Source organism: Chitinophaga sp. SYP-B3965 (assembly GCF_009647655.1).
Taxonomy (GTDB): domain Bacteria; phylum Bacteroidota; class Bacteroidia; order Chitinophagales; family Chitinophagaceae; genus Chitinophaga.
Window position 1 is genome coordinate 556,068 of record NZ_WJFD01000004.1, and the last position, 6,107, is coordinate 562,174.

Annotated in this window: 6 protein-coding genes; 3 read left to right on the top strand and 3 right to left on the bottom strand. The window is 47.6% G+C overall.

Annotated elements, in window-relative coordinates:
• The first annotated feature begins 71 nt into the window (after nt 1–71).
• Genes GFS24_RS23250 through GFS24_RS23260 form a run of 3 tightly spaced genes read left to right on the top strand, consistent with a single transcriptional unit; the run spans nt 72 to nt 1,880 of the window.
• Complete coding sequence (locus GFS24_RS23250; protein ID WP_153663769.1) at nt 72–527, top strand: TPM domain-containing protein; 456 nt, start codon at nt 72–74, stop codon at nt 525–527.
• A 27-nt stretch (nt 528–554) separates the two neighbouring features.
• Nucleotides 555–1,352, top strand: coding sequence for a YgcG family protein (locus tag GFS24_RS29380; protein ID WP_153663770.1), 798 nt, complete (start codon nt 555–557; stop codon nt 1,350–1,352).
• A gap of 60 nt (nt 1,353–1,412) precedes the next feature.
• Nucleotides 1,413–1,880 (top strand): CHRD domain-containing protein, encoded by a 468-nt coding sequence (locus GFS24_RS23260; RefSeq protein WP_153663771.1) that lies wholly within the window; start codon nt 1,413–1,415, stop codon nt 1,878–1,880.
• A 170-nt stretch (nt 1,881–2,050) separates the two neighbouring features.
• Here the strand turns inward: GFS24_RS23260 and GFS24_RS23265 are convergent, their stop codons facing one another.
• Genes GFS24_RS23265 through GFS24_RS23275 form a run of 3 tightly spaced genes read right to left on the bottom strand, consistent with a single transcriptional unit; the run spans nt 2,051 to nt 5,617 of the window.
• Entirely contained in the window at nt 2,051–3,127 is a 1,077-nt protein-coding gene (locus GFS24_RS23265; protein ID WP_153663772.1) for a dipeptidase, read from the bottom strand.
• Nucleotides 3,128–3,173: 46 nt separating this feature from the next.
• On the bottom strand, nt 3,174–4,271 hold the full coding sequence (locus tag GFS24_RS23270; protein ID WP_153663773.1) for a D-TA family PLP-dependent enzyme: 1,098 nt from the start codon (nt 4,269–4,271) through the stop codon (nt 3,174–3,176).
• 20 nt (nt 4,272–4,291) lie between these two features.
• Entirely contained in the window at nt 4,292–5,617 is a 1,326-nt protein-coding gene (locus tag GFS24_RS23275) for a gluconate:H+ symporter (RefSeq protein ID WP_153663774.1), read from the bottom strand.
• Nucleotides 5,618–6,107 lie beyond the last annotated feature (490 nt).

A 6,107-nucleotide genomic window follows, 5' to 3' on the forward strand; every position in this document is an offset into this window, starting at 1 on the left:
TTAAAGGGGTTATCCATAACGAAATGTAGTGTTTCGGGGCGGATAACCCTTATTTGACTATTTCCTTTCATATGAAACTATTTTCTTTTAAAAAGAAGGAGCTTTTCTCGGAAGAGGAAAAAACCCGGGTGGTGAATGCCATCCGCCTTGCGGAGCGGCTGACTTCCGGAGAGATCCGGTTATTTGTGGAAAGCCGCTGTACATACGTTGATCCAATGGACCGTGCCCGGGAAGCATTTGTTTCTCTGGGAATGGATAAAACCAAACAACGTAATGGCGTGCTCCTTTATATTGCCATGCTGGACCACCAGTTTGCTATCCTGGGAGATCAGGGTATTCATGAAAAGGTGGGAACAGATTTCTGGCAGCAGGAAGCCCTCGTTTTAAAAAAGCATTTTTCCTCTAACAAGATCGTTGAAGGCATAGAAGTGTGCGTGAAAGAGATCGGAGAATCCCTGTATCATTATTTCCCTTACGAAACCGGAGATCAGAATGAACTGCCGGACGATATCATTTTCGGGAAATAATTAGCAATGATTCATAAGCAACAAACAATGAAGATTACTCGCTGGTTATTATTATGGGGATTGATCCTGGTTGGTACAAGTGTATTTGCACAAGACCTCCCCAAGAAACCTAATCCGCCCCGCCTCGTAAATGATTTTGCACAAAAATTGGTGCAATCAGAGGTGGATGAGCTGGAAAGGAAGCTGGTGGCGTATAATGACAGTACTTCCACACAGATTGCCATCGTGTTGGTTAAAACATTGGGGGATCATGATATTACGGAAGCCGCTGTGACCATCCTTCGGGAATGGGGGATAGGGTCGAAAAAGAATAATAATGGCGTATTGATATTAGCAGCCATTGATGACAGGCAGATAAGGATCGAAACAGGATCCGGGATGGAAGGTTCTATACCAGATGCGGTAGCCTTTGGTATCATTAATAAAGTAATTAAACCAAACTTCCGGGCGGATCATTATTACCAGGGCCTGGATGAAGCGGTGGATGATATTATTGCAGCGGCAGCCGGCGAATACAAAGGTGTTCCCCGTTCCAAGCAAGGTCCCAGTGGCGGTAATATAGTCGGGGTTATTATTTTTATACTGATCCTGGTGTTTATTATTGGCCGTGGTGGCGGTGGTGGACGTGGCGGCGGACGTGTGATGAGCCGCAGAGGTGATAGTATCTTTGGGGGGATCCTCGGAGGTATGATCGGTAGCAGCCTTGGTGGCGGTGGTGGATTTGGTGGCGGCGGCGGCGGCTGGTCCGGCGGAGGCGGCGGAGGTGGTTTCGGCGGCTTCGGTGGTGGTTCCGGTGGCGGCGGTGGCGCAAGCGGCAGCTGGTAAATCCGCTCTTCAGGCAACTAATTTCTGCATTGGCTCGTACTAAGTTGAAAACGAGCACTTATGAAAAACATACACGCTTGGGTGTTTATCACCATGGGTTTATTCTGTCTGCTGGCTGTGGCTTGCAAAAAAGATAAGGATGATAACCTCTACACTGTTGTTAATGCCCCCATGGCCGGTGCACAGGAAAACCCTGCTGTGACCACTACCGGTTCAGGAAGTTTTGATGCCACGTATAACCCGGCCTCCAAACAAATGACCATCACTGTACGCTGGCAGAATCTGAGCGGCAACGCAACGCTTATGCATATTCACGGACCCGCGGCGAGAGGTACGAACACAGGTGTGATACAGAATTTCGCAACGTTATTTACAGCAACCCCGGCAGGAAGTTTTACCACCAGTTTTGTGCTTAACGGAACTACGCAAACGGAGGCTGACCTGTTAGCAAATAAATGGTATGTAAATATTCATACCGCTGCAAACCCTGGTGGAGAGATCCGCGGGCAGATAGAATTGATCTATTAGATCAGAGAACAGTGAACATGCAACATCCGCCAACCATCCTTCCGATGTCAATGGCTGGCTGAAGCGGGCTTTCGTAGCCCGCTTTTTCTTTGCGCATAGTTTGGTTACTCCAGGTTCTACTTTGTGAATAGTTGGCTTAACCCCAGGTTTCTACTTTGTGAATCGTTAGTTTACCCCCAGGTTTCCAATAAGAAACGGATCCAGTTCTTGTGCAGGATGTTCTCGATATCTTCTTCTTTATACCCACGCGTTTTTAAGATAGCAGGCAGTTTTTGCAGGCCGGCTATGCTTTCCAGGTCATGCGGAGATTGTTCTGTGCCGAATGCACCATCCAGATCAGAACCAATGGCAGCATGTTTGCTATTACCCGCTATCTGGCAAATGCGATCGATATGATCTGCTACATGCTGTAAGGAAACACCCGTTCCTTCAGGTGTGCTTACACCACGTTCCCAGCCAGGGATCAGCATCCATGCATCAAAGGCGGTACCTATTACGGCACCACGTTCAATCAGGATAGAGAATTGCTCATCAGAGAACTGGCGGTTATGAGGAACCAGTGCCCTGCTGTTATGATGACTGGCCCAAACAGGGCCGGAGAAATGATCCATTGCTTCAAAGAAACTCTCATCGCAAAGATGGGTAGCGTCCAGGATGATGCCTAAACGTTCCATTTCTGTGAGTAATGCACGTCCTTTTGTGCCTAAACCTCCGTTGGAATCTGTGCCATAAGCATAAACACCCGGGCCATAGTGAGCAGGTCCAATGGCGCGTAATCCAGATGCATAGGCCTTTTCAACGCAAGCCAGTTCAAAGAAAGAATCGGCGCCTTCCAGGCTTAATATAAAACCTACGGGGAGAGAACTTGTATCTTCAGCGTTTTCCCAGAGTTTGAGATGCGCTGTTAATTCCGCTGCGTTAGTGATCTGTTTCATTTCACCTCTTGCATCCATGGCCTGGTACCAGGCTAACTGGCCCTGGGTCTGCGCCCATGCCTGTTCCTGTGAATGCCAGCCTGGTAACGGGTTATCCAATCCTACATATCTTGCGATCTGTGTGGCTACGCAGATGCCTACACGCCCTTTACGCATTTCAGGTAAAGACACGGTTCCATTTCCACGGTCCGGTTTATCATTCATATTCTTTTCCCGATCGCGGATGGCTTGCAGGGATTTCGTCAGGTCGCGGTTCCACTCCAGTGCATTCATGCTAAGATCCAGGTGCGCGTCGAAGATTAAAGGTTGCATAGGTGATTTTTAGAAAGCAATTTTAGTTAGGTGTGAATGTGTTTATTTAGTGCAAGATCCGCCGTCCGCGGGTGATTGCCCATGTATCCGTTTGTGCGCCGTTTTCAATGATCTGCGCTTCGTTATATAAAGCTACTGTAGGACAAACATGCCATGGTGTGCCGTATAAAATATCTCCTACTTTGAATTGATCTGCCAGTGGTGTTTTCAATACCAGGTGTTCTTCACTTTGAGAGAGTACTTCGTATTCCGGCAATTCTTTAAAGAAGACCCTTTTGGTGATGGGGTTTTCTGCGGATACGGCTTTATGCCCCAGGTCTAAAGTAAGATGACCTTCCTGTGGTTTGGAGATCACGCGCGCTAATAACAAAGCCGCGGGAATGAAATCCTGCTCAGGTAAGGAGCTGCCGTAACCTTCATCCCATAGGATGCAGGTGCCGGGGCTGCAGATCACATTTGTGCGTTTGGCATGGATCGGGAAAGTAGGTGTACCGCCGGCAATGATCTCCGGGTTATCCATCTTTTCCGCTAAAGCGGCTACCGGTTGGAAAGCAACGTTGCATTGTTCCGTACGGATAGTGAGATCAGATTCCCGCAGGTGACCATCATAAGCATGTAAGCCACGGCAGCGGATATTAGGCAGTTGCTGTAATTGCTGATAAAGCGCAAATGCAGCTTCAGGCGCAATGCCGGTGCGGTGCATGCCACTATCAATATCTATATAGACTTCCGCGGTTTGCGGTTGAAAGAGGTCGTTCAGTAATTGCGCAGATGCCAAATTATCTACGAGGGACGCGAAACGGATGTTTGGATATTTGCGGGCCAGCTTTACGAAACTCTCTGCTGTGGGGGAGTTCAGCTGATAAGCTACCACCACATCTTTGGCGCCCGCTTCTGCCAACATATTGGCTTCCGCAAAAGTGGCACATTTAAAACGGGTGATGCCTTTAGCCAATTGCATGGTAACAACAGGCCCCATTTTATGTGTTTTGACGTGAGGCATCAGTCTGGCCGTGCCTCCGGCCATCTCAATCATCTTGTCTATATTCTCTGTGACTTTTTCCTTGTATACCAGCAGGGCCGGAGAGGCGATGGTGGCAGGATCCTTTATATGATGCCAGGATGATATCCCTTCTTTGGTCATCTCTTAATTTTGCAATAAAGTTATCCAATAAATTGATGTAATACCAACACGCCAATTAATCCACATACAGAAACGATGGTTTCCATCACGGACCATGTTGCAAAAGTTTGTTTCAGCGTGAGGTTGAAATATTCTTTGAAGAGCCAGAACCCGCCATCATTCACATGAGAGAACATCAGGCTGCCTGCTCCGATAGACAATACCATCAGTTCAGGATGCACTGCCTGACCTTTAATTAAGGGCAATAAAATCCCTACGGTGGTTAAACCTGCTACCGTGGCAGATCCTACGCATACCCTGATCACTGCTGCAATTATCCAGCCCAATACCAGCGGGGAAACGGGAAGACCTTTGAGTGCTTCGCCAATGTATACATTGATGCCGCCATCTTTGATCACCTGCATGAAAACACCTGCTCCTGCAATGATGAGCATAATAGGCGCTACATCTTTGAAAGCTGTTTCGATAGATTTCATCAGGGTTTTCATGGATTGCCTGCGGCGGATCCCTAAGAAATAGATGGCTGCCAGTACAGAGATGAGCATGGCAATATTTGGATCACCTATCACACCTACCATAAGATGGAGGAAAGAACCAGGTTGTAAGATGGGGTTTAATAAAGTGGTGATCGTTAGCAGGATCAAAGGAAGAAGGGCTGTTGCCAGGCTGATCCCCAGACCGGGAAGTTCTGTATCCGATTTGAAGGAAATGTTCAGCAGGCCTTGTTCGGGTGTTACCTGCATTCCTTTTAATGTTCTGCCAAATAAGGGGCCTGCCAGTGCGATGGTGGGGATGGCGATAATGAGGCCGTATAATAAAGTTTTTCCCATGTCTGCTCCCAATTGCTGGCTGATAGCTACGGGGGATGGATGCGGGGGAAGGAAGCCATGAGCTGTGGATAATGCGGAGATCATGGGAATTCCTAAATACAACATGGGTAGGCGGGTAGAGATGCCCGTTGCAAAAATGAGCGGAACCACTACTACGAAACCTGCAGTATAGAACATGGGGATACCTACCAGCAAACCTGCCAGGGCCATTCCCCATTGAATATGTTTGATGCCGAAGATCTTAACCATGGAGGAAGTGATCTGTTGGGCCGCCCCACTGTCCGCCACCAGTTTTCCCAGCATGGCGCCAAAACCCAGGATGGTGACGAGGGAACCGAGGGTTGTGCCGATTCCGCCGGCAATGGACTTCCCGATCTCGGGGCCGGTCATCTTGCAGGATAAAGCGAGCAGGATACTGACTATGAGGAAGGAGATGAAGGTGTCCAGCTTTGCCCAGACAATGAGTAAGATCAGGACGAGGATAGCTGCTATGACGAGAATTAAGGGTGATATCATGGGCTGCAGAGGTGGAATTTATAAAGGTTTTCTCAAGATAGGGAAAAGTGGGGCGAATTTCAAAGGGGGAGTTTGAGGCACCAGAAGACAAGCATAGACGGCTGGATATCTCATCATGCCAACCTCTATCCAGGCTCTATAGTTGTATATCCCTATATCACTGAAAGCCCATTCCTATAACACTCTTATAGCATTCCTATATCGTTTGGATATACCTATGCTATAGGAATGATATAGCAATGCTATAGGAGCGATATAGAAATGATATAGGAATGAGCCACTATTATGCTGATATTGAGTGATTTAGGCAATAAAAAAGAGACAGCCCTTTCGGAACTGCCTCTGATAGCGAACAAATTGTTCAAGTGAGTGACCTTTAGATTTGTATGGATAAAATAATGGATTAAATTGAAGGAAAGAGATGGGGTGAACTAAGTGAGTGACTGGGCTGGAGGCCCATGTTGTGTATTAGTCCCCATCTCATTTCCCT